The 20,568-nt window shown below is 45.8% G+C and carries 22 protein-coding genes; 7 read left to right on the top strand and 15 right to left on the bottom strand.

Annotation, left to right across the window (positions count from 1 at the left end; genetic code table 11):
- Positions 1 to 57 precede the first annotated feature (57 nt).
- From IC229_RS32985 to IC229_RS33010, 6 genes are all read right to left on the bottom strand, one after another.
- Complete coding sequence (locus IC229_RS32985) at positions 58 to 864, bottom strand: IS110 family transposase (protein ID WP_190892931.1); 807 nt, start codon at positions 862 to 864, stop codon at positions 58 to 60.
- A 395-nt stretch (positions 865 to 1,259) separates the two neighbouring features.
- Entirely contained in the window at positions 1,260 to 1,526 is a 267-nt protein-coding gene (locus IC229_RS35860; protein ID WP_190892933.1) for a transposase, read from the bottom strand.
- Positions 1,523 to 1,849: a transposase gene (locus IC229_RS35865; protein WP_262893426.1), complete on the bottom strand. Its 327-nt coding sequence runs from the start codon at positions 1,847 to 1,849 to the stop codon at positions 1,523 to 1,525. Before IC229_RS35865 ends, IC229_RS35860 begins: the two co-directional genes overlap by 4 nt.
- Positions 1,850 to 1,890: 41 nt before the next feature.
- Positions 1,891 to 2,349 (bottom strand): helix-turn-helix domain-containing protein, encoded by a 459-nt coding sequence (locus tag IC229_RS33000; protein WP_190892936.1) that lies wholly within the window; start codon positions 2,347 to 2,349, stop codon positions 1,891 to 1,893.
- Between the two features lie 93 nt (positions 2,350 to 2,442).
- Positions 2,443 to 2,898 (bottom strand): transposase, encoded by a 456-nt coding sequence (locus IC229_RS33005; protein ID WP_317171689.1) that lies wholly within the window; start codon positions 2,896 to 2,898, stop codon positions 2,443 to 2,445.
- A gap of 534 nt (positions 2,899 to 3,432) precedes the next feature.
- A complete protein-coding gene (locus IC229_RS33010; RefSeq protein ID WP_190892940.1) occupies positions 3,433 to 3,723 on the bottom strand; it encodes a transposase in 291 nt (96 codons plus the stop codon).
- A 133-nt stretch (positions 3,724 to 3,856) separates the two neighbouring features.
- Between IC229_RS33010 and IC229_RS36245 the strand changes: the two genes are divergently transcribed.
- Positions 3,857 to 4,027 carry a nuclear transport factor 2 family protein gene (locus tag IC229_RS36245; protein WP_394355997.1) on the top strand — a complete coding sequence of 57 codons (171 nt, stop codon included), beginning with the start codon at positions 3,857 to 3,859 and terminating at the stop codon, positions 4,025 to 4,027.
- Positions 4,028 to 4,362: 335 nt separating this feature from the next.
- On the top strand, positions 4,363 to 4,794 hold the full coding sequence (locus tag IC229_RS33020; protein ID WP_190892942.1) for a nuclear transport factor 2 family protein: 432 nt from the start codon (positions 4,363 to 4,365) through the stop codon (positions 4,792 to 4,794).
- Here IC229_RS33020 and IC229_RS33025 read toward each other — a convergent pair.
- A complete protein-coding gene (locus IC229_RS33025) occupies positions 4,787 to 6,046 on the bottom strand; it encodes a sensor histidine kinase (protein ID WP_190892944.1) in 1,260 nt (419 codons plus the stop codon). The two genes, IC229_RS33020 and IC229_RS33025, sit on opposite strands and share 8 nt — an antisense overlap.
- A 294-nt stretch (positions 6,047 to 6,340) precedes the next feature.
- Between IC229_RS33025 and IC229_RS33030 the strand changes: the two genes are divergently transcribed.
- Positions 6,341 to 7,108 (top strand): LytR/AlgR family response regulator transcription factor, encoded by a 768-nt coding sequence (locus IC229_RS33030; protein WP_190892945.1) that lies wholly within the window; start codon positions 6,341 to 6,343, stop codon positions 7,106 to 7,108.
- Between the two features lie 454 nt (positions 7,109 to 7,562).
- Positions 7,563 to 8,759, top strand: coding sequence for a VWA domain-containing protein (locus tag IC229_RS33035; RefSeq protein ID WP_190892947.1), 1,197 nt, complete (start codon positions 7,563 to 7,565; stop codon positions 8,757 to 8,759).
- A gap of 30 nt (positions 8,760 to 8,789) precedes the next feature.
- Here IC229_RS33035 and IC229_RS33040 read toward each other — a convergent pair whose 3' ends face one another.
- Positions 8,790 to 11,129 carry a TonB-dependent receptor gene (locus IC229_RS33040; RefSeq protein ID WP_190892949.1) on the bottom strand — a complete coding sequence of 780 codons (2,340 nt, stop codon included), beginning with the start codon at positions 11,127 to 11,129 and terminating at the stop codon, positions 8,790 to 8,792.
- 373 nt (positions 11,130 to 11,502) lie between these two features.
- On the opposite strand from IC229_RS33040, the gene IC229_RS33045 reads away from it, so the two are divergent.
- Positions 11,503 to 11,862, top strand: coding sequence for a hypothetical protein (locus IC229_RS33045; RefSeq protein ID WP_190892951.1), 360 nt, complete (start codon positions 11,503 to 11,505; stop codon positions 11,860 to 11,862).
- A gap of 15 nt (positions 11,863 to 11,877) precedes the next feature.
- On the opposite strand, the gene IC229_RS33050 is transcribed toward IC229_RS33045, so the two are convergent.
- The 4 genes from IC229_RS33050 to IC229_RS33065 all read right to left on the bottom strand — a co-directional run bounded on the left by IC229_RS33050 (position 11,878) and on the right by IC229_RS33065 (position 15,566).
- Complete coding sequence (locus IC229_RS33050; protein WP_190892952.1) at positions 11,878 to 13,098, bottom strand: serine hydrolase domain-containing protein; 1,221 nt, start codon at positions 13,096 to 13,098, stop codon at positions 11,878 to 11,880.
- Positions 13,099 to 13,113: 15 nt separating this feature from the next.
- Positions 13,114 to 13,725, bottom strand: coding sequence for a hypothetical protein (locus tag IC229_RS33055; RefSeq protein WP_190892954.1), 612 nt, complete (start codon positions 13,723 to 13,725; stop codon positions 13,114 to 13,116).
- Between the two features lie 109 nt (positions 13,726 to 13,834).
- The gene (locus IC229_RS33060) at positions 13,835 to 14,587 is read right to left on the bottom strand and encodes a LytR/AlgR family response regulator transcription factor (protein WP_190892956.1); all 753 of its coding nucleotides are present in this window, start codon (positions 14,585 to 14,587) and stop codon (positions 13,835 to 13,837) included.
- Between the two features lie 172 nt (positions 14,588 to 14,759).
- Positions 14,760 to 15,566 (bottom strand): GLPGLI family protein, encoded by an 807-nt coding sequence (locus IC229_RS33065; protein WP_190892958.1) that lies wholly within the window; start codon positions 15,564 to 15,566, stop codon positions 14,760 to 14,762.
- A gap of 370 nt (positions 15,567 to 15,936) precedes the next feature.
- Here IC229_RS33065 and IC229_RS33070 point away from each other — a divergent pair, with 370 nt between their 5' ends.
- Positions 15,937 to 16,653: a hypothetical protein gene (locus tag IC229_RS33070; protein ID WP_190892959.1), complete on the top strand. Its 717-nt coding sequence runs from the start codon at positions 15,937 to 15,939 to the stop codon at positions 16,651 to 16,653.
- Here the strand turns inward: IC229_RS33070 and IC229_RS33075 are convergent.
- Together IC229_RS33075 and IC229_RS33080 are read right to left on the bottom strand one after the other, a co-directional pair.
- Positions 16,648 to 17,883, bottom strand: coding sequence for an SMP-30/gluconolactonase/LRE family protein (locus IC229_RS33075; RefSeq protein WP_190892961.1), 1,236 nt, complete (start codon positions 17,881 to 17,883; stop codon positions 16,648 to 16,650). The genes IC229_RS33070 and IC229_RS33075 overlap by 6 nt on opposite strands.
- Positions 17,884 to 17,893: 10 nt before the next feature.
- The gene (locus tag IC229_RS33080; RefSeq protein ID WP_190892963.1) at positions 17,894 to 18,436 is read right to left on the bottom strand and encodes a hypothetical protein; all 543 of its coding nucleotides are present in this window, start codon (positions 18,434 to 18,436) and stop codon (positions 17,894 to 17,896) included.
- 488 nt (positions 18,437 to 18,924) lie between these two features.
- On the opposite strand from IC229_RS33080, the gene IC229_RS33085 reads away from it, so the two are divergent.
- Entirely contained in the window at positions 18,925 to 19,746 is an 822-nt protein-coding gene (locus IC229_RS33085) for an alpha/beta hydrolase (protein ID WP_190892965.1), read from the top strand.
- Positions 19,747 to 19,762: 16 nt separating this feature from the next.
- On the opposite strand, the gene IC229_RS33090 is transcribed toward IC229_RS33085, so the two are convergent.
- Complete coding sequence (locus tag IC229_RS33090) at positions 19,763 to 20,476, bottom strand: hypothetical protein (protein WP_190892967.1); 714 nt, start codon at positions 20,474 to 20,476, stop codon at positions 19,763 to 19,765.
- Positions 20,477 to 20,568: the final 92 nt, after the last annotated feature.

Here is a 20,568-nt window from a genome sequence, read left to right on the forward strand (position 1 = left end):
GTTTCGTCATGGTCATTTTGATGTTTATCCCCAAATCTGCCTAAGAAAAGTCTCCAATCAAATGTAGCAACTCCAAACCGATTCCGATGGCGTCGAAACTGACTCAGTAGGCTCACAACGGCGTAAAGCCTGTTCAATGATCTTATCACACTCCAAGAGGGCTTTCTGGTAGAGCTTATAAAAGTCCAAGGCCGCTCCTAATTCAAACAATAGCTCCTGTCGCCACCAGCCCTGCAGCGATTGGGCGATTTCCTCTTTGGATTTCTTCATGCGAATGTCCACTAAGGAAGCTAGCGCATATGGATCGCGGTTGCCTGCCAGAATCGCTTCAATGATGGCCAGGCCGGATTTACCGGTAATGTCCCGAATAGCTACGTCCAACCGTATATTCATCAATCGAAGCGCTTTCTGCATTTTGTGGGTATAGGTAGCCTGCTGTTCAATTAGGTGCTGACGATGATAATAGTAAGTACGAAGTTCCTGAAGCGTATCGCTTAACAAAAAACTACCTGACAACAAGCCTAGGGAGTGGAGCCGTTGAATCCATAGACAATCAATGATATCTGTTTTACGACCATGCACATTTTTAGTCTGGCTACCGCCTACTAATAACACGTCAAAGCCCGCTTTCTGTAGCGCATTGAACAGGGTTTGCCAGTAACTGCCCGTGCTTTCCATGGCGACTGAAGTGATGCTATACTTCCGCAAATGGTCAATTAGATGTTGATGATCCTGGGTGTAAACGCCAAACGCTTTTACATTTTCCTTGTCCTGATCGACGGCTACCCAATGCTCTCGGGAGCCTATATCAATGCCAGCAGCATGCGCATTGACAACTGGAAGCGTTGCAGTTTGCTTTTCCATACGAGTTGACGATTACAGAGGTGAAATGGCTTCAGGGAATGGATCGATGAATCAGGATTTTTCTATACGGGATTCTCGTGGGAAGATCACCAGTGAATTCAACAAGTACCTCTTGGGGAGGCATTCTCCATTCCAGCCCAGATTTCAGGAAGGACTGATACGTACCATTTATAGGTTGATGAGCTTATTGCTGAAGCTATAACAAGATAGGTAAACAGCGCAAGTCTGCCTACTCCAGTTGTCCTGGGTATTCAATGGTACCCGCACAATCATTCGATTTCAGGACGGGTCACATCTCAGTAAACGCTCCTGCCTGAGACGAAAGAATCTTCATGCATCTGCTTCGAGAAAGTGGGCAATTAATGAAAGCTAAAAAGAATTAAGTAGTTAAGCAATCACGCAGAATTAATCTTGCTGATATTTCGATTGGCTAGTTCCGAGAAGTCAATCCTGTATTCCTGGCCAAAATTACGAATAACGGCAAAGATGGCTTTCTTCAGGCAGGCCCACGATTTGTAATCCACCTTCCTCAGCCAACGGTACTTGAGCGACTTCCAAACCAATTCGATCGGATTCAAATGGGGACTATAAGCCGGTAGAAAGAACAGATACATATCCTGCTCCTCCCAATTGGCTTGCTGCCGCTTCGGCGGTCCGATCATAGACAGCCTGACAGCGATGAATCGGCCGCAGTGGCGGACCATCCATTATCCAACACAATCACGACTGGTTTAGTATGAGCCTTAGTGACAAAATCGGCAAAACAATTCACCACAAACTGACCCGTCAAGGCCTTTTCGCTATGATAAATCATCAACTGATTATCTAGCCTCAGTAGCCCTAACAGATTAATGCGTTTGGTAGCGATGCGAGCCGGTAAGCCAAGCCGATGACCTTTCTGCTGCCAGCCATAGGGCACATAAGGTTGCATAGTTAGTCCTGTTTCATCGGCAAAATACAGCTCGATGAGCCCACATACCCACAAGGTTAGCAGAATTTGCCAACGTTGAAAACCATCGGCATAAGCTATGGGATCTTGAAAGGGTTTAGTGCTTCGCCGAAGTCGGTGCCAAGCGTAATTGTTTTTTTTAGAAACCGCTTGACTGTATCTCGACTCATGGATTGGCCCAGCGCTTTTTCCAAATCAATCTTGATGCGCCCAGCATCTTGATAATGGGTGGCTACAGCCTGTTTCAAGGCTTTTTGATGAGCGGCATTGGTTAAGCTTAAGATGGCTCTACGACCCTGGCCTTTTTGGCGCATTAAGCCTACCAAACCTTGGTCTTGCCAGCGGTTTAGCCAACTGCTCACACTTAACTGACAAACCTCCAGTTCAGTAGCAATGGCTTTAACTGACCAGCCTTTTTGGCTCCAGAGTAGGGCCTGACAAGCCCGTCGGAACTCATGTTTAGGATGATACTTGAGTCCTTCACGTAGGGTGAATTGCTCAAGATCAGTAAGTTCAATGCATCGTTTGCGGCCCATGTCGCAAGATAATCAAATCTAAATTTGCTTACTTGCTTAAGCAATCACGCAGAATTAATCTTGATAATGTTTCGATTGCCTAGTTCCGAGAAGTCAATCCTGTATTCTTGCCCAAAATTGCGGATAATAGCAAAGATGGCCGCTTCGGCGGTCCGATTTTTTCAAGTAGGACCAGGATTGGTAGTCCACTTTCTTCAACCAACGGTATTTGAGCGACTTCCAAACCAATTCGATCAGATTCAGATGGGGACTGTAAGCAGGCAGAAAGAACAGGTACATATCCTTTTCTTCCCATCGTGATTGTGCTGGACAATGGCCCAATTTACAACGGTGAATTGGGCCATTGTCCAGCACAATCACGATGGGTTTAGTATGATCCCTAGCCACAAAATCAGCTAAACAGCCCACTACGAACTCGCCCGTCAAAGCCTTTTCGCTGTGGTATACCGTCAGTTGATTGTCCAACCTTAATAATCCCATCAGGTTAATATTGTTCGCTGTACACCACTGCCGAAATTTATCCGCTATAAATTCAGGCCCATTATCCACCCGGATCTGTTGGGTAGTGGACGTTGAACAGAAATATCTCGCAAAACATCGACTACTTTCTGGGCTGGCAACGAAAAATCAGCATGGGCGGCTACCACTTCTCGACTACAGTCGTCAATAATGGTTAGTACTCGAATCTTTCGCTTATGGGTCAGAACATCAGCCACAAAATCCATGCCGCTACGGGGGACCGTTCCAACTGTAGTTGATCGTTTCTGGGGCCAGTAAAGGTTGCTTCACGAGGGATGGTACGCGCCCGTCTATGCCGTCTACGATGTTTCAAACTCAGCAGCCGATACACGCGCAACACCCGTTTTCGATTCCATTTGAGGCCTTCGTTTCGGATCTTACCATAGTAGTCATCAAAGCCACGAGTCGGGTAAGCTTCTGCGTAAGTTTGTAACTTCTCAATGACTGGTTGGTCATTCTTTTTGCTCCGATAGCACCGCAGCGGCGGACCGTCATCTAGATCGATGCATACCCACTACCCGACAGGCCCTGCCCACAGTTATGTTTTCTTCCACTGCCACTCCACTAACTCCTTCTGTTGGCAAGACCCAAAAGCTTTTTTTCGATGATTTCTTTGGCCAGTCGATAATCCAGACTGAGTTCAGCATACATTTGTTTCAGGCGGTGATTTTCATCCTTTAGCGCTTTAAGCTCTTTTAGATGAGTGGCTTCCATGCCGCTGTATTTCTTGCGCCAATTAAATAAAGTAGCTTTAGAAATGCTATACTCACGGCATACATACATGGCTTCACGTCCCCCTTCGTACTGCTTAAGGATGGCTACGATTTGTGTTTCGGTAAACTTCTTCTTTTTCATGTAACATTTAAAATGAGCTCTTTTCGAGTCTAATCCGTGACTGTCCTAATTTCAGGGAAGCTTACAATTTGGGTAAGGCTATATACCAATCGCGGAGTATCTGAATGGCGCCCGAAAAAATTATGGGCGTCCCCTGACACGTAGTACTCAAATCGTTACTTATACCACCAGCGGTACAGCGGCGCAAGCCCGTGTTGAATCCGACTATGCTACGTTCAAATTCATTGACTATTTCAACTTACTGAAGATGGATGATGGCTGGAAAATTGTCAGTAAGATTTTCTGCCGGGAAGATAAAAAGTGATACGTTGTCCATGAATCTATTTATGCCCTTTTGTCATGCTGACGCAGCCGGGCCGCCGGAGCGGAAGCATCTTAAAGCGTCCTTACTAGCTCATTTGGAAACATTAAGATGCTTCCGCTCTGGCGGCCCGGCTGCGTCAGCATGACAAAAAGGGTTATGAGAGCCTGAACATCAAGTCAAATCAACTTTTGAACACTCTGAATAAATTGGCTTTGGCCAGACGAAACAGATTTTAGCTTCGCGGCACGATTGTTTAAGATGCTTATGTTAGAATCTGTAATAAAAAGTCATTCTCGCTTACTGGCGTATTTGATTGGTCTGTTAATACTTACACATTGTGCTGCGGCTCAGCTAGCCGTCATACTACGTCGGATTCGGTACAGGTTTGGGAACGGGAAGTGCTTCTGACGGAAGTGCGGTGGGATGAGGCAATTGTCCGGAAAGATACGGCACTGCTACGGAACGTATTGGCAGATAATTTTTTGTTAATTGGCGCTGATGGCTCCCTCACAAATAAAGACCAACTGATACGTTACGTAGCAAATCCAGACATCATTACCGACCCGTTTCGAACGGAAGACGTTCAGGTACGTTTTGCCGGTGAAACCGCTATCGTGACAGGGCGATTTAATCAGACCCAGCATTACAAAGGGGCCGTTTACCGAAATGCGTTTCGCTATACCGATGTGTACGTCAGGCAGAAAGGTATCTGGAAAGCTCTGACTGCGCAATCGACCCGTATTCCTGAAAAGCCAGCCGCTAAATAGGTAATGTATCCCCTAAAATTCCTGACGTAATCATATCGGTTTCCGTCATAAACGGTAGGGTCAAAACAACGGCCGTTCCGCCGTGCATTGGCTGTTCGAACCGTAAGGAAGCACTCTCCCCATATGATTGGTAAAGTCGCTGGCGGGTGTTGCTGATGCCAACACCAGAACGTCCATTCGGCTGTTTAGTTCTAAAACCCAGCCCGTTATCTTCAATCCGGATGAGTAACTGATTGTCCTGAAGTTGCGACTGGATAGTCAGGTATATTTGGCCAGACACTTTTTCCAGTCCATGAACAAACGCGTTTTCGACCAACGGCTGAAGAAGAAATTGCGGTAATAAACTCGATTCAGAACCCGATTCTAAGGCAATTTTTACGCAAAGTCGGTCCTGAAAGCGAATTTGTTGAATGTGTAAATATTGTTCGGTAAAGGCGATCTCCTGCGCTAAGGTTACGAAGTTTACATCTTTGTTATCAACGATTGTACGTAGCAGTACACTCAGTGATTTAACCATGTCAATCGCCTTCCGATTCTCATGCTGCATCATCAGACCAATGATGGTGTGGTGTGTATTGAACAGAAAATGCGGATTGAGCTGCATACGTAACGCCTGCAACTGTGCCTGGGCCAATTGCGATTGTAACTGCTCGTTGGCTAATTCAGCTTGCAGGGCCTGAAGCTGTATCTGGGTTAGTTGCGAGTTTAACTGTTCGTTGGTCAGCTGAACCTGTAAGGTTTGCTGATGCAGCTCCTGATTCCGGTAAATAGTAACGACTACGTTGTACCCCAAAACAACCAGGATGTATGACGCAATAAGCAAATCGTAGCGGGCAAATAACCAAATAAAAATCCGTTCGGGAGAGAGATTAATACCGGTTTCCAACTGATAAGAATGTTCAACAATCAGATACTCAAGCAAGATTTTGGTTAACCCAATCAGACTTAAAAACAGCAGGTGAATGCCTATTCGCTGTAGTAATTTTGGCAGGGGAAGTGAGTAATCTACCCGAAAACGGTGGGCGGCATACAACACGTATGGCGTTACAGCTATCCAGGATGCCCACCGAATAAACCATTGAAGATTTTTGGTATAAAACTTATCGTGCCCGATTAGTACATCAAACAGGATAATCTGCAGGTAGGACAGCAACGCAAAACTACCCCAGAAATAGAAGGAATAACGCCAGAACTGGCGAGGTGTAAGCGGAATATTGGATTCCTGAAAAATACGTTTTAGGAGTTGCTGCATCAAATCAAATATCGAGTATGATAGCCCAATAATCAACAGCTTTTATCTAAAGTGAATCGTTTACTACGTGAGCCATTCTGCAAGCGGGTAAACTGTTTCTGTGCTCAGCAGTAAGTCGATACGTAGCGTCAGTCAGTATGTTCAATCTGGAAACCACTCTGAACATTGTTTGAGTTGAAACAAACCTTTCACATAAGAGAATGATCACTTCAGACTATCCAATTGCACTTCGTACCAAAACAATTGACGGTTTCAGGATAAACGCGTAATTACGTAGCAGAACAAGCTTTTCTTATGACCTATACCGCGCTAATCGCAGACGATGAAGTAGTTGCCCGCCAACTTATTCGAACGCTTTTAAAAGATAATGATACGATTCATGTGGTAGGTGAGGCCGTTCACGGCGTTGAAGCGGTGACACAAATACTGAAACTTAAGCCCGACATTGTCTTTCTCGACATTCAGATGCCGGAGATGGATGGCTTTGACGCGATCCGGGAAATTTGGCCGCATCACCAGCCAGCTATCATCTTCACCACAGCCTACGATCAGTACGCCATCAAAGCGTTTGAGGTGAATGCGATTGACTACTTGCTTAAACCCTTTGATGAAATCCGTTTTCAGCAGGCAGTTGAACGAGCTATACGTCAACTCACAACCCAGCTGAAACCGGATATGAGCAGCCTGATGACAGAGTTTCGTTTGGGGAGAATAGATCAAAAGGAAGATTATTTAAAGCGAATCCTAGTCAAAGAACACCACAAATTGACCTTTGTAAAACTTGTTGATGTACTCTACCTGGAAGCCGAAGGAAACTATGTGAACTTATGTACGCAGCAACGAAAGTTCACCATTTACAATACAATGAACCTGCTCGACCAGAAGCTGGACCCCGCTGACTTTACCCGTATCAGTCGTTCACACATCATTAACCTCAACTACGTAGAGGAATTGGAAGCGTATTTCAATGGCGAGTTTCACGTCAAAATGGTGAACGGCAAAATTTTAAAATGGACGCGGTCATACCGGGAAGGCGTAAAAACTTTTCTAGGACGCGAATAGCCTAAATTATCGTGGATAATGTAATGACAAGCTGACTACTTTATTCATCTACAACGTATTGCTGGCGCGAGGGGCTTCGACAGGCTCAGCCTACCAGTTAGCTTGCTTTAACAAATTCAAGTGGACCGTCAGGCTGAGCCTGTCGAAGCCCCTCGCGCCAGCAATACGTTGACTTAGTCAGTATTCACGTTAAAATACTGTCCAGAAATGGCGTTCACTACGTCTCATTTACACTTCTATTCTGTACGGACTTTTCTACGCCCCTCAAGCCACTACGTATCTAATCAATGAACGTTTTAGCTGAGGGTCCATCCTTTCCGCCAATCAGCCTGCAACAGAAAGTAGATTAGTTAGCACCTAAAAAGCTCAACTTATCAAATTCAGCTGTTGCAAACGCCCGGTTCTGTCGTGCTTGTGCTGCCAAAAAGCAAACTCGACATCCTATTTAACGATTATGAAAGCAAGCCTTTTTGCGATGACTTTATTCGGGTTATTATACCGTTTTCTGCTGAGTTATTTTAGTTCTTCTGAATCGTCTAGTTTTATCTTTTCGAATCCGTTTCACCATTTGCCAGCACCAGAAGAAAATACTACGTATACCGAAGTCAAGGATTTATCGCAGAGCTTGGAACCCAAATGGTACAAAGATTCCGATAAGAACGCTATTCCAGATTTTATAGAGCAGGAATTAGGCTATAATCCCACTCAGGATGATTGCCGGGCGGACGTAAGTGGCTGTGGAGAAGGCGCTACGGGAGAAGACTTAGATTTTTCGGTAAATACACTCCTGCTATTTGATGCATCCGGGTCAATGGCCGCTCGCCTAGGAACCCAAACCCGCATGAGTCTGGCCAAAGCTTCCCTGACCCGCTACGTAACGGGTGTACCCGAAGCGGTACGTCTAGGCTTACTGGTGTACGGGCACCGGGGAACTAATCAGGAATCGGGAAAAGCCGAGAGCTGTGCTGGCATCAGTTTACTTGCCCCAATCGGCTCCCTAAAGGAAGCGGGTATTCAGAACACGCTATCGCAGTTTAAGCCGACGGGATGGACACCCATTGCAGCCGCTCTGCTGGAAGCCCGGAAAAGTTTTCAGGGGCTGGAAGGTAAGCACAACCGAATCATTATCGTGAGCGATGGACTGGAAACCTGTGGGGGCGACCCCGTTGCTGTTGCCCGGCAATTACACGAATCGGGCCTGGAGGTAAATATCGACGTAATTGGGCTGCATGTGCCGGGTAGTGATGCGCAACAGTTGCGGAAGATCGCGCAGGCGGGCGGAGGTTATTATTATGATGCTCGTTCGCAACGGGAACTGGACGCGTATTTTGAAAAGCAGCAATTGGCTTCACAAAAAACATTGCAGGCAGCCCTTTGCTACGTCAAAGCCCACGCTGATGCGGGGCAATGCGATCAACGAATGGTACTCAAAGCCACCGACAGAATTTACGCCGAGCGACGAAAGTTCACGGCGGCAGGGGATATAGCCAAAGCGAACGCGCTCATACAAATCCGGGTTCAGGTGACCGATGCTCACAATCGTCGCAAAAAAGAGCGTGAACCCATACTCGTTAAATACAATGAATTAAAAAGTAAAGGCAATGCCATCCTATCTAATACACTGAAGACTAATGAGCGTTTGCGACGATAGCATAAGCTCAGTTTACACACCAACTTTCCACTAGAATTCTAGCCGCCAGTTCAGTACGGGAATCAGGCCAAGCTGCGTATGCGTAATGACCTCCTGACGAGTGGAACTGTAGCTTCGATAATGCTGATTCAAGCGATTGGTTACGTTTTGAATATCAAGTGACAGCGTTGTCGTTCTTTCCTGATAGTTTTTAGTGAAACTAACCCGCAGATCAATTCGGAAATAGTTAGCCAGTTGATCGGCATACCCAGCCGCCCATTGATAAACGGGTTTACCTTGGTGTTTCGACGCGTCTACGTCAATAGGAACCCCTCTATTACCGCCTGCCCAGGTGCTTTTTACGTTCAGGCCAAAGGTGTTGGCCTGATGCCGACCAACTTTCCATTCCTTTCCAGCTAATTGATTGAACACAAACCGGCCATCAAAGCGGCTACCGCGCTCAACTCCATCCTGAGCCGTATAGATTGAACGGTACAAAGATGAGGTAGCCAGAAAATAAAAGCCTGCATTCAGGAATCGCTCAAAGGTGATTTCAATACCGTAGTTCCGTCCTGTACCTGTACTACTTAGCGAATCAGCCACATAGCCATCCAATTGATTTAAGCTTGAAAATGTACGTAGGTAAGGGTTCAACGTACCGACTGGGCCAACGGGAACCGCTTTGTGCCGTTGAAGATACGTTTCGATCATCAGCCTATATGACGTAGTAGGGCGATATTCATAGCTGAGGATGAAGTGTTGCGAATAAGGAAGTTGCAGGTCCTTATTTACGGCATCAGTCAGCCCATTTTTCACCGGAATCTGCACTAAGTAAGTTGGTAGCGATTCCGTTTGGCTGTGCAGGCCAAAGCCAGCACTCAGAACATTACCCGGACTAATTCCCCAGCGCATGCCCAAACGGGGTTCGACTCTACCCTGCTGGTTAAGCGCAAAGAAAAGCCCGTGAATACCCGTGTGTAGCGTAAAGGAGGGACTCATGCGATACTTCCAGTGGCCATACGCCTGCCATAGCGCAGTTTGCCCCTGATGATGGAGTCGCATCTGTAGGGGTTCGTGTTCACTCTGAAAACGGTCAACGAAATGATATCCTATTAAATTGACAAGTGTCCCAAATCGCAAGGTGTGATGAACGTCCAGTTTGATATTGGTATAGAGCGTCGCTCGTAAAGCCTGATTCCGAAACTGTTGCGTCAATTTTGCGAACGTATCCGGGCTATCCTGCTCGACCGTATTTTTTTGACCAGCAAACGAAACGATCGCTTCCCAAAACGCATTGGTAGTTACCTGATAGCGGTAATTAAGGGCAATAACACCTTTGTCCGAACGAGCCTCCTCAATGACATCCGGTTGCTGCTGCCGTATCTGACTAAGGCCGCCTACCCCCCAAATCGATAGTGTTCCCTTTGATTTAACCGGCAGATATACTTTAAAGGCGAGGTCCTGAAAATCGGTCTGGGCGTCTCCCTGAAGATTGATACCTGCTTTAGTCAGCAAGGCGAGTGTAGAATACCGGTAATTTGCCAGATAGGATGCCCCTTTTTTTCCTATTGGCCCTTCGGCAGCCAGGTCCAGGCCAAGCGGCCCTGCCTGGATGGTGTACTCGCGTTTTTCAGTGTTGCCCCGCCGGAGTTTCAAATCAAAAACACCTGCCATTGCATTACCATACTCTGCCGGAAAAGCACCGGTCAAAAAATCCGATTCACTAAGCAAAGTTGCGCTTAACGCACTAACGCCCCCACCGCTGGCGCCCTGTTCGGAAAAATGATTGGGATTCGGGATTTCAATTCCTTCCATTCGCCAGAGTACTCCTTTCGGGCTATTTCCTCGAATAATGAGCTGGTTATTTGAATCGTCATTTCCACTAACACCTGCAAAAGACCTGACCGTACGTGCCGGATCATTGATAGCGGCAGCAAACCGCTTTGTTTGATCGATCGTAAAGGACCGGGCACTAACGCTACTCATGACATTGATCGAAGCCCCTTGCTGCCGGGCCGCTTTAACGACCACTTCATTGAGTTGCTGAAAACCCTCCCTGACTCGTATGGTCAGGTCAACTTCCTTACCTGCGCCAACTAAAATTTCCTGAATAAACGTATCCTCATAGCCAACAGCGGTAATGGCCAGATTATAACGACCGACCGGGATGTTTCTTAGCTTGAAGAATCCTTGGTCGTTCGTTTGGGAGCCGAGTGCAGGCTGGGTTGGTTGAAGAAGAATATGGGCATTCGCAATTGGCTGTCCTGATTCCGCATCAATCACGCGTCCTTTAAGGGTTTGGGTGGGGGCCTGAGCGAAACAAAGTTGATTGGCGAGATTACCTATAAAAAGTAGGCTAATCCATATAGGCAAACAAAAAACAGACTTCATCGGGCTAATTATCCATTCTCCGAGTTGACTACAACTCAAGGCTAAATTATTGACTGGCCAACACGGCCCTAGTTGATTTATGTAAGCTGTGATGTTTCTAATTTCACTTGAAGGCTACAGATTGTTACTTGAAAAAAATAAATTTTGGGTGCGAGTCAAGAGCGTTTCGTCAGTACAGGATGTGAGCGATACCTAGTCATAAATTGCCCTAGTTTAATTCATAAGCCCAATCCTTCACCTGACAGAAAAATAAATCATCCTACGTAATTGTCTTAGTAACGACCCGTGCTATGTTGCTAAACTCAAGGCGACAAGCGGTTCAGAACCCAGTTCTGAGCCGCCCACGTTATACAGATCATTACCAAGCACGAGCATGAAAACAGCCCTGTCACTCTTTTTTGTTATTTATTTCCTATTCATCAACGCTAACCACGCCAAGCCTTCAACCCAATCTGCTCAGGACACTACGTCCCTTGCCGTATATGTGGGTACGTACAAGGCTGATTCAGACAATGAGTTAAAAACCATTGACATCTGGCTGAACGAGGGCAAGCTATACGGAGCCGCAAACGGGCAACAACGCCTTGAGCTTCGACCGACATCTACGAAAGATCAGCTTCAGATTGTTGGTAGTACGGATGTGATCGTGTTTCTGCGTGATGACAAAAAGCAGGTGAGTAAAGTCAAAATAGCAACACCCGATGGCGAACTCATCGCGACCAAACAACCGTAAGCGGTTTAGTACGTATCACTTGAACACAGCTTCCAGAATCTCATTCGTGGCTTCTTTGGAAGAAACCAGCGGATCGATACGTCCGTAGTTTCCGTTAGTGGCATAAACAACCGTGGCCTTTTTCTCCGGGAAATATAGCATCCGGGCGTAGTATCCGATGGCATCTCCGCTGTGTTGATAGGCAATTCCGTAGGGAGTCTCTATCTTGAAAAAACCGAGCCCAAACGCGGTCTTAAACCCGTCAGCCTCCTGTTTCGATGGTTCTTCCCATTGCATAGCCTCCTGCAACGTACTAGCCTTAAGAAGTTTTCCGCCGAACAAAGCGTGCAGAAAAACCGCCATATCGTGTGGATTAGAAAGGAGTCCGCCATCAGCCGTGTAATAATCCCAGCCGCTATAATACGTTGTCTCGATTACATTCAAATCATTGTAAATATCAGCGTAGCCTCGGATGATTGAGCGTGGTACGGGATTGCGGGCCGCAAACGACGTACTGGTTAAGCCAAGTGGCAGAAACAGTTTCTGCTCAAAAACGGCATAAAACGGCTTGTGGGTGATTTGCTCAATAAGCATACCCAAAAGAATATAGTTGGTATTGGAGTAGCGTACATCCGTACCCGGCGCGAAGTATGCTTTTTGTCCATATGCATAAGCTAGGAGTTCTTTCGCCGACCACTCTTTAGTCAACTCATTGAGCGACGCCGTTTGAAACTGAAGATTCTGTATATAATTGAATAATCCACTGGAATGATTGAGCAGTTGGCGGATTGTCACCGTAGAACCGTTATCCAATTTAGAAAGCAAAGAGTGCGGTAGATACTTGCCAATCAGATCATCTAAATCAAGCAGACCTTCATCGTATAGCATCAAAACGGTAACGGCTGTAAACGTTTTTACCGTGCTACCAACGCGAGTAATATTACATGGTTTCAGTGGAATCTGGTTGTATAGATCAGCCACACCAGCGGCTCCAAGCCATTCTGTGCCAGCTTGATCACGTACCGACAATAGCATACCCGGAACTCCTTGTCTTACTTTACGGTCGAGTAAAGCCTGTAATTGAGCACGGTTAGGATGAGTACGACTAACGTCATTAACGACGTAACAATCGTACGTAGCAGGGGCCAACTTTTCGGATGCGTCGCACGCCGACAACAATCCGATTAGCGCCAACGTAGTAAAACTTGATTTCCAGGCAGAACGGGTCTGCCGTAACTGGCAAATAAGCAACTTCATAACGACTTGAGCAGATTAATGAAATGGGAAAAATGTACAGCCTACAACTAGATTCGTATGAGTCATAAGCGGAATGAAACCCGGCGAGAACGGGTATTCGACCCAGGGCTGATACTGCACAAAAAGCTTCGACGATTCCAGTCCATTTCGGCCAAGTCGAATGCCCAACTCCAGCGGCAGACTCAGCATGGCATGGGAATTACCATTATCCTTTTTTAGGACGTACTGGCCGTCTTCTAACCGGAATTCATTTCCCGTTCTGAACGTATGGAGGTAGCCGACTCCGACTCCTAGCGACGCATACAGCGAAAGAGGTAGACGGACTTCATACCGAATATCCGTGCTTAAAAAGAATCCCTGCGTTAACGACTGGTGGTAATAATAGCCCGCCGAAAGACCCTGAATCAGCCGGGATTTTGGCAATCGTTTCAATGCCCATTCTGTACCAAGTGATACGCCCGGGTGAATGGGGCGCGTAATAAAACCATCGACAAAAGGAATGGATGTGCTTTCCGAGAAAACGCTAAGTCGGATGGGGAGCCGGGCAGGCTGGCTGTGCGCAGGTATAGCCGCAACCAGAAAACTAAACAGGAATAGCCCGTTTAGCAATGTAAAATGCCGTTTCATAAGTAGGTGTTGTTAAAGGCGTAAAAGTAGCCTCGCCAATAACCGCTCTAGGGTAATTTGAGATGGGGAGATTACCGAAACGGACAAAAAGGAATCTCAACCGGCCAGCTTATTCGTTCAGCCATGTCAAAAAAAGACTTACCCTCTCTTTGGATACGTACATGGGCATTGCTATAGGTGGCCGCAGGGTGACCAGGAGTTTACGGGTGGCAGTATGTTCCACGCACTCAATACTGTTCCGATGGGCTATCATCTGACGATTCATCTTGAAAAACAGCCTGGGGTCGACTCTTTCTATAAGTTTGTTTAAGGGTTCCTGAACCAGATATTGCTCAGCCTGATCAGTAACTAAATAGACAACTTTGTCGGTGCTGATAAAATAGGCTATATCCCGGACAGGAATGGGCTTTTGCTTGTAACCAGTCGTCACCAGGAACGTAGTGGCCGGTCTTTTTTGGGGAATACTTATGTGTTCCGACGTAGCACCAGATTGAGTAGCAGTTGTTTGGTAATGAAGCCCGTTCAGCACCACCATATACGTAGCGGCCAGGGGTAATTCCGCGCCAAATAGGGAAAAAAAGTTTGGCGAAATGCCTAAAGCGAACTGTATGTATGCCATCTCCAGCAGCAGTAAAATGGCTAAAGGAAAAACGATTCCCCAGATAATCTGCTGCCAGATTCGCGCGGATTTAGCTTCAAGGCTGGGGAATCGCTGGTTTAATTTTGTCGTTAATGTCCTTACGTACCAACCAAAAAGGTATGTAAAGACAACAGCAAACAGAATGTCCGTATAAAAACTTGGCAAAAAAAGCCGTCGGCTGAAGGGCGTATCATTCGTGGCAACTACTATCGTTAGTGCCATTAACGGATAAACAATCAACCACAACCACCTTTTTAGCGATATCACTATGTTACCCTTTGCGCGTAAATCAAGCCAGAGGGTAAAATAAACGAACATGAAATGGGAATCAAAGTGGTTGGCCGAACCTGTTGAACGTAGTGTTTAGGATTTTTTGATTCTTAAGGCAGGTCAGCTAATTCCGTCTATCCATCATAAGTTGCTGCTGAAAATCGGCTATTGCTTTCTCACGCAGGTCATTCAGCTTCTGAATCGATATCAGTTCGGCTTGGGCTGGGGGTTGCACCTCATTTGCTGACCCACTAGCGGGGCTAACTTTCGTCGCTCGAAACTGCTCCCTGGAACCCTCTACCAGCAAGATTACCCCTGCGTTTGGTGTTAGCTCGCGGATGGGTGAATAGGTAAAAGGCAATTCATCCGTAATCCAGGCGGTGTAGGTTTCGTTCCGGTAGGTAATGGTGGCTTTACGGCAGGTGTAACCGGCTACACGTTTCGTCTGATCGGTTAGATGCCAGTCATTACGTCGGGGGATAGCCACCTCGGCGCGGTACGTACGAGCCTCCTTGTCTTTACCAATTGTTAATAGGGTAATTACGTATTGACGGCTTAAATCAATATATGTCTGCTCGTCAAAAGGACGCCCCGGATTACGAGGAGGTGGGCCACCTGGGCCGCCGGGGAAAGGTCTGCTGACCATCGTACGAAGACCAGTACTTTGCTGGCCCCCTTCTTCCTTTAGGTATTGGTCGTTAAAAAGCACGTTCAAACTAAACGCACGTGCATCCGGTAATTCGGCAGGGAAATTTGGATCACCCGGCTTAACTTCTTCGCCACCAATGACAACCCGCATGCCTGATGGATCGAATTTGCGAATGCCTTCATAAGTAATCTGTCCAGCAACGGGCGATTGAGCAAAACTCTGCGGACAAAGAATTATCCAAGAGACAAATAAATAAATGGAAGTGAGTGAATTTAATTTCATAGACAAGCTGATTTTTTTCTTCACAAAATTCATGAAATCTAACTTGAGGTACTGTTATTTACTGTTAAATACTGTTAAAAAATTACTACATATATAATCGCTTATTTTCATCAGCGAAAACACTCATTTCACATAAGAATTCTAACGCTTTGCATAAATTCATTTGAGATAGAAATGATTATTATTGACTTTGCAATTTTTCACACCTATAGTTTATATACGTAAAATTCTATCGAAACTAATCGATCATTATTCCTCCAATTGCACAAGAAAAATCATAAATATTTTAATGGCGCTTACAACGCTTATCGATCATAAACGATCAATAGCATTAGTTAAATCAATTTTTTAATCATTAACCATTTATGTTATGAAAACGAGTGCGTTGATTTTAGCATGTTTTATGCCGTTCATTTATGCCTGTCAGGATCAGAAAGTTCCTGATCCAGAGGTTAACAAAATGTCAACTTCTACTGATTTTCAATCTAATATAGAAGATTGGAGCGCTGATTTTACAGATTATGGTGTAGCTCAAGAAAACAGTATGGAGTTTAAATCTGATCGACAGAATTTGCCTGATCCTCTTGATAAAAACCGAAAAGCACTTATGGTTTCGGGGCAAAATAGAAGTGCTAGTATGTTTATGTTCATCAAGAAAAAAATTTCGGGGTTACAACCGAATACAGAGTACAAGCTTCTTTTTGAAGTAGAGCTGGCTTCTAAATATCCTGTTAATAGCGTTGGTATTGGCGCTTCCCCAAGCCTAGGTGTGATACTTAAAGCAGGCGCTTCATCCACGGAACCAGTTAAAGTAAAAAATGGTGATTATTATAATTTAAATTTAGACAAAGGCGATATTATTTCAGAAGGTAAGGATTTAATCACCTTGGGTCACGTAGGAATTGATAATGAAAGTGACCAATATGCTTTGATTCAGCGAAATAATAAGGAGAAAATTTTCACCGCAAAAACGAATGATTCAGGAGAACTTTGGCTTATTGTAGGAACGGATTCGGGATTTGAAGGGCTCACTACGTTGTATTATACGAACGTAAAAGTAACCCCTCTGGCATATATTAGCCTATAGATTCAGACGCATAATGATCGGGCGTTTTAAGCTGGCGGGGTCACTTAGCTTACCGTCCGACGTGATTTTTCGCAATTGACTGTTGGCGATATAATAAAAGGCGTTTTTATAGAGGCAACCCGTTGTTGGGGTCTCAAAATCGGGATGGGTGGTTTGCAGGACTTCCGCGTTTACTACGTTCTGTTGGTCGGCATCCAGCCTGAACCGCACGATTCGGTCGTCCTGATGACCACTATCCTGAATAGCCAACAGCGTGCCTTCCGTGTAGTAAAGCCCGTCGATCCCGGTCAAATACGTCCGCCCGCCATCGCTAATTGATACCATACGGCCGCTGGGAAGATCTAGTCGATGAAGTCCACGAAAATCGGCTATAAAAAGATGCTTCCCGGCGGCATCAATGGCAATCCCGTTCGGATAAATAAAGTTGGCGTCAGTAAAGCGTGCCAGGGTGTCGGCTCCGTCCTTCAGAACATAAACACGGCCAGCCTCACTATCGGTCAAATAAACCTCACTTGAAGGCCCAATAACCAGATCGTTGAATAGGTGCGTAGCCTGTTGGTTACTAACGAGGTATTTTTTAATGAGTTTTCCCGATGACAACTGATAGCGAAATAAACCGGACTTTCCCTTGTCAGGGCCCCGGTCCGCTGCGCTGCATACCCATAATTCCTGGGTGGCAGGATTAATTTTCATGCCTAATGTTGCGTATAGTCCATCCTGCCTCTGCGCCGTAAAATTGTATTCGTGGCCAGAGGAATAGTGCACGATTTTATTCTGAAAAAGGCTGCTTAGATACGTATCGCCCGTAGCCGGGTCAAGGGCAATACCTTCCGGAATGAGCGTACTATCAGTAAGGGTAGCCGCCCGTTGGCTCCGCTGCACAGGCCGGGCATTGGCTGAAAACCGTTGGGCCAACGTAGCAAATGCTGGGTTGGCGCGTAAGGATTCAAACTTCGGATTCGCAGAAATCGCATACGGAAGCTGTTTATCGGCCAATTCCCGAAGAAAAGCCAGCGCTTCAGTTGGCTGGCGGTTCCCAGCGTAAGATTCAGCTAATTGGTACAGGTAGTGGGGATGACGAGAAACAGTGAGCAGCCGTTTAGTGAGTTCGATATGCCGATCGTATGCATTGGCCTGATAGGCTTGCTGAATTTGCTGAATTAAATCCGGTTGAGACCGAGCAATTAACGAGAGGCCAAGACAAGCCGTTAAAAGGAAACCACGTAGCATGCGAGCTATATTATTTAATCGAATTGGGGGACTCCTTCTTACGCTGATAATACTCTTTAAAACGAAGCTGCCAGGTTTTACCCTCGTCGTACGATTTTTCACTAATGCGAATCAGGCGTTCAGGACCATCGGGTAACCACGCTTGACGAGACAGGTATTTATCGCCATCAATGTTGAAATTCCGGTAGATATACCAATCGCTTCCTATTTTTTTACCCTCCCAGACCTGGTAGAGACCGGTATCACTAATCCAGGTATACATCCATTTCTGGGTGGCTTGATCCCATGCCCGCAAAGCCTGCGCATAAACAATTCTGTTTGCGGCCAGCACCATCCGCCAGTTCTCCTCAAACGAAGCGGCATGTACCCCTCGCTTAACCTGGAAATAATCAGCCGCCGTATCAATCTTTCCGTCGACCAACTTTTGCCAATTACCCGCCCAGAAATCGTAATAATGAACGTCCTCAGTCGGCGCAAAGCTTGCTGTCGTTTGACTGTATGCGGTTAAATGCAATGTAAACAATACGTAAATCACTAGGATAAAGCGAATCATTGATGTAATGATTAGGAGCCTGTTTAAATTTTCAGGCGCAATTCTAAAATGAGTGTTTTTGTCATGCTGACGCAGGAAGCATCTTGAGGCATCCTAAAGTACTAATGAGGAAAGTTTAAGATGCTTCCTGTGTCAGCATGACAAAAACTGCGCTCGAATTAAAGTTAAACAGGTTCTAGGATAACAACTGATACGTTTATGAACTGGTTATGTAGATTTTCGCAAAGCTAAGGGAAGCCCTACCAGAGCATTCCACTTTTACGTAACCTGATGGTTATTTTATACGAACTGAACAAATAATGGGGTAGAAGTAGGGGATCTTTCTTCTACAACATTTCGCTGGTTATTCTCTTCTTCAAAAGCCGATTCAGTACGTTCATCATCGCTTTTGAACGTATCACCCTATCCAATAATCAGCCTGAATAAATAGAGTTACCATTACGGCATTATCCACGTAGTATAGGCCCCAAACAAGTAATTATAAATCCATGAAACGTAGCGTATTGACTCTATTACTAGTAACCGTATTTTGCTCCTGCGAAGTTTATGCTCAGGCCGCTCAGCGGCAAGACCCACCCTGGGTGAATCAGGTGTTAAAGCATGGGTTGGTTTTAACCGTTCCTCAAACAGGCGTAGCCGTGGTCCCAGACGTAACGTATCGTGAAGTGAATGGTGAACCACTACGTATGGACATCTACCGTCCAACGTCTTCAACCAAGGCTTCACCGCTTCCGGTTATTGTTTTCGTACACGGAGGTATCCCTCCCAACTTACTTCACAATCCCAAAGAATGGCTGGCTTACAAGGATTTTGGTCGTCTGGCCGCTTCTTCTGGCTTTGTCGGTGTTACGTTCAACTACCGGGCTTATGAAGGGCATGAATCATTGGCAGCCGATGACCTGGCAGCCGCGCTAAAATTTGTCCGTCAACAGGCGGTTAATTATGGTATCGATACGTCGCGTATCAACGTAGCACTATTTTCGTGGGGTGGCCGTTTCCTGCGTCCTTTACTTCGAGGGCAACAGCTAATACGAAGTTTAGCCGTTTATTACGGTTTAGTAGGGTCGGGTGATGCTACGTCCCTAACGCAAGCCCGGCCGATTCCAACGTTGGTCGTACGAGCAGGTTTGGACCGACCGGAAATTAACGCCGGAATCGACCAATTCGTCCGGGATGCTTTGTCCTCAAATTTACCCGTTCAAGTCGTTAATTACCCAACTGGTCATCATGGTTTCGATATTATGGATAATACAGAACGGTCCCGGCAAATCATTCAGGAAACCATTCGATTTTTCCAGCAGAACAATTGACAATAAGTAAGGTGCCCTAGGAAATCGTAACAAATTCTTTACTAGGTTCCTTTTCAATACGTGTCGATTGTTTCCACAGAAATAATCCTAGTATAAATCGGCTTACGGGTTGCAGGATAGGGTAGACAGCCTTAGTCAGTTGACCAGCCCAGGATTGATTGGCGTAATTATCCAATATGATAAGGAGAGTTAGCGGAACGGCCATCCAGAACAGATAACTCAGTATTTTTTCGAGCCCTTTACTCCGCCACGTAGCCCATCCAAAAAATAACGTACCGAGTAAAAAGGCGATCAGCAGGACAAAAAACAGACTATCCCAAACACTATAAAAACCCTCAATATTGGTTCGTAGAGCGACTTTCTGTGCCATATCAGCCGTCTCGTATGTAGTACGCCAGTTATAGTTGACCGAAAACAGAATAATAGCGACCCCGCTCATTTCAACCGCTCCCCAGATGCCAAACCAGAGCATGCCGAAAATGGCTTTTACCGCTTGTCGTTTCACCAGCAGAACCGTCAAGCCAAAATAAGCCAGCAAGGCGAAGGGAATATGAAGAAAATTAACCCATTGCTTTGCCAGGTATGCGCTGTTTTTATGCAAAAGAATGCCTTCGTCAAATGTGGCCGGTGGTGCGTAAAACTTGGGTAGCAGCCAAAGCAGAAAAGTTGTTACAGCAGTAACGAAACCAGCTATAGCAGCTATTTTCAGAAATGATCGATCTTGGTTCATCTGACTCTCTAAATTCATGTATTTGTCCGTGTAGTAAACGATTATGTCGCTTAATATACGGTTGATACTCCAATCCTTTTTCGCTTATTACA

Source organism: Spirosoma profusum (genome assembly GCF_014699005.1).
In the GTDB taxonomy this organism is placed as follows: domain Bacteria; phylum Bacteroidota; class Bacteroidia; order Cytophagales; family Spirosomataceae; genus Spirosoma; species Spirosoma profusum.

What these genes read in the sequence shown, in the direction of transcription:
- IC229_RS33090 (WP_190892967.1), bottom strand. Translation starts at nt 20,476, where the DNA reads ATGAACCAAGATCGATCATTTCTGAAAATAGCTGCTATAGCTGGTTTC.
- IC229_RS33010 (WP_190892940.1), bottom strand. Translation starts at nt 3,723, where the DNA reads ATGAAAAAGAAGAAGTTTACCGAAACACAAATCGTAGCCATCCTTAAG.
- IC229_RS33045 (WP_190892951.1), top strand. Translation starts at nt 11,503, where the DNA reads ATGAAAACAGCCCTGTCACTCTTTTTTGTTATTTATTTCCTATTCATC.
- IC229_RS33070 (WP_190892959.1), top strand. Translation starts at nt 15,937, where the DNA reads ATGAAAACGAGTGCGTTGATTTTAGCATGTTTTATGCCGTTCATTTAT.
- IC229_RS33055 (WP_190892954.1), bottom strand. Translation starts at nt 13,725, where the DNA reads ATGAAACGGCATTTTACATTGCTAAACGGGCTATTCCTGTTTAGTTTT.
- IC229_RS33075 (WP_190892961.1), bottom strand. Translation starts at nt 17,883, where the DNA reads ATGCTACGTGGTTTCCTTTTAACGGCTTGTCTTGGCCTCTCGTTAATT.
- IC229_RS33050 (WP_190892952.1), bottom strand. Translation starts at nt 13,098, where the DNA reads ATGAAGTTGCTTATTTGCCAGTTACGGCAGACCCGTTCTGCCTGGAAA.
- IC229_RS33085 (WP_190892965.1), top strand. Translation starts at nt 18,925, where the DNA reads ATGAAACGTAGCGTATTGACTCTATTACTAGTAACCGTATTTTGCTCC.
- IC229_RS33025 (WP_190892944.1), bottom strand. Translation starts at nt 6,046, where the DNA reads ATGCAGCAACTCCTAAAACGTATTTTTCAGGAATCCAATATTCCGCTT.
- IC229_RS33030 (WP_190892945.1), top strand. Translation starts at nt 6,341, where the DNA reads ATGACCTATACCGCGCTAATCGCAGACGATGAAGTAGTTGCCCGCCAA.
- IC229_RS32985 (WP_190892931.1), bottom strand. Translation starts at nt 864, where the DNA reads ATGGAAAAGCAAACTGCAACGCTTCCAGTTGTCAATGCGCATGCTGCT.
- IC229_RS33035 (WP_190892947.1), top strand. Translation starts at nt 7,563, where the DNA reads ATGAAAGCAAGCCTTTTTGCGATGACTTTATTCGGGTTATTATACCGT.
- IC229_RS33040 (WP_190892949.1), bottom strand. Translation starts at nt 11,129, where the DNA reads ATGAAGTCTGTTTTTTGTTTGCCTATATGGATTAGCCTACTTTTTATA.
- IC229_RS35860 (WP_190892933.1), bottom strand. Translation starts at nt 1,526, where the DNA reads ATGATCGGACCGCCGAAGCGGCAGCAAGCCAATTGGGAGGAGCAGGAT.
- IC229_RS33080 (WP_190892963.1), bottom strand. Translation starts at nt 18,436, where the DNA reads ATGATTCGCTTTATCCTAGTGATTTACGTATTGTTTACATTGCATTTA.
- IC229_RS33000 (WP_190892936.1), bottom strand. Translation starts at nt 2,349, where the DNA reads ATGGGCCGCAAACGATGCATTGAACTTACTGATCTTGAGCAATTCACC.
- IC229_RS33065 (WP_190892958.1), bottom strand. Translation starts at nt 15,566, where the DNA reads ATGAAATTAAATTCACTCACTTCCATTTATTTATTTGTCTCTTGGATA.
- IC229_RS33060 (WP_190892956.1), bottom strand. Translation starts at nt 14,587, where the DNA reads ATGGCACTAACGATAGTAGTTGCCACGAATGATACGCCCTTCAGCCGA.